Genomic DNA, 1,497 nt, shown 5'->3' on the forward strand with positions numbered 1-1,497 from the left:
GCCCACCCGGGCGGGCGAGGTGATCGTGCAGGGTGAAGACCTCGGAGCCTGGGTCACCGGGCAGCGGGCCGGGTGGGACCGGCTGGTGCCGGCGCAGCGGTACCTGCTCGAGACCATCGGCATCGAACCCACCGGCGAGGACGAAGCGATGGTGCCGACGCGGCGCAGCCAGGATGAGCGGTGGGCGATGAACCTCGCTGCGGCCCGCCAGTTCCACGCACGCGAAGGCCACCTCCGGCCAGCTCGCAAGCACATCGAGCATGTGGATGGGGAGACAGTGGGGCTTGGGTCGTTCCTGGATAACGCCCGACGTCGGGCCGCCAGCCTGAGCGCTGAGCGCCGAGCCGACCTGGACGCCCTCGGCATGCGCTGGTGAGCGCACCATCGTTCAGGTTTCCGGCAAGCGGGCTGTGCCGCACAGCAATAGGTGTGACCGAGGTCATCGGCGCTGCTTGCTGGTCATGGTGTGGTGGGTGTGGATGGGGCGGTTAGGTATGGAGCGAGGTGGGCTTCCAGGTCGGCAATGCGTTTGTCCATGAACCGGTTGTTCTGGCGGGCGCTGGCCAGGCGTTCCTGGATGCGCTGGTTTTCCTGGGTGAGCTGGCGTGCTTGTTGTTTCAGGGTGGTGTTCTCGGTGACGAGTCGCTGGAGTGAGCCTTCGGGGAGATCGTGTTCGAGGTCGCGGATCTTGCCCAGGAGTTCTGCGATGTGAGTGCGCTGGGTGCGGATTTCGCGCTGGGCTTGGGCGAGTGCGTCTTCGGCGTTGAGGGCGCGTTCTTTCCAGACTGGCTGTGTGCGGTTGCTGGCGGCGATAGCGGATGGGGTTCTGCTTGAGCGGGTGGTCTGCTCGATGAGGGCTCTGGCCTGCTGATTTTGATAAAGGAAGGTGCGTGAGACGCGGGCAGCGCGCGCGAGGGCTGCGACGGTTACCGGCGCGTGGTCCCGTGCGAGGGCCGCCAGGGCGGTCCGGAGACGTTCGAGCATCTCTTCGGTGGCTTGGCGGCGGGCTTGGATGGCTGCCTCGGTGCGGAGGGCGTTCATGGTTGTCCTGCGGTGTTGTCAGGGGACAGTGCGGCGAGGTCTCGGGCGCGGAAGGCAGTGCTCCAGGTTCGGTGGAAGTAGTCCTGGGGGCGTCGCAGGTCCAGGGTGAGGGCTTCGTCGAGTAGGTCGAGTGCGGCTAGTGCTTGCTCGAGTCCTTTGATGGCCTTTGCGGTGGGTTCGAAGACGGTGTGGAGGTAGTCGGCGGTGGCGTCGTCGGGGGCGTTCTCGGCGATGGTGCGCCACTGTTCGGCTTTGCGTCGCCAGTAGAGGAGGTCTGCGCCGGAGAGGACGAAGTTGTCGCAGTTCTCGCAGTCGAGTTTCCAGGGGCAGGATCCGCCGTCGACGACGGGTTGGTAGGTGCAGAATCCGCCGTCGGCGGGGGTGCTGCGGCGGGAGAGATCCAGAGCCAGGGCGAGGGCTGTCTCCCGGTCCATGGGGGTGGTGTCGCCGGAGAGG

2 protein-coding genes and 1 pseudogene are annotated in these 1,497 nt (G+C 66.7%); 1 reads left to right on the top strand and 2 read right to left on the bottom strand.

The window, feature by feature from the left end; all coding sequences use genetic code 11:
- Positions 1–376: helicase associated domain-containing protein (locus EHS43_RS44410; RefSeq protein ID WP_185806676.1), on the top strand; the 376-nt coding region annotated here is incomplete at its 5' end.
- Between the two features lie 83 nt (positions 377–459).
- Here the strand turns inward: EHS43_RS44410 and EHS43_RS44415 are convergent.
- Together EHS43_RS44415 and EHS43_RS44420 are read right to left on the bottom strand one after the other, a co-directional pair.
- The gene (locus EHS43_RS44415) at positions 460–1,041 is read right to left on the bottom strand and encodes a DUF6262 family protein (protein ID WP_185806677.1); all 582 of its coding nucleotides are present in this window, start codon (positions 1,039–1,041) and stop codon (positions 460–462) included.
- A pseudogene (locus tag EHS43_RS44420) lies at positions 1,038–1,497 on the bottom strand (site-specific integrase); the annotation flags it as partial. The gene EHS43_RS44415 and the pseudogene EHS43_RS44420, both read right to left, overlap by 4 nt.

It is taken from the genome of Streptomyces sp. RP5T (assembly GCF_003933965.1).
In the GTDB taxonomy this organism is placed as follows: domain Bacteria; phylum Actinomycetota; class Actinomycetes; order Streptomycetales; family Streptomycetaceae; genus Streptomyces.

Excerpts from the sequence above, each read along its gene's own strand:
- EHS43_RS44415 (WP_185806677.1), bottom strand. The coding sequence starts at position 1,041 with ATGAACGCCCTCCGCACCGAGGCAGCCATCCAAGCCCGCCGCCAAGCC.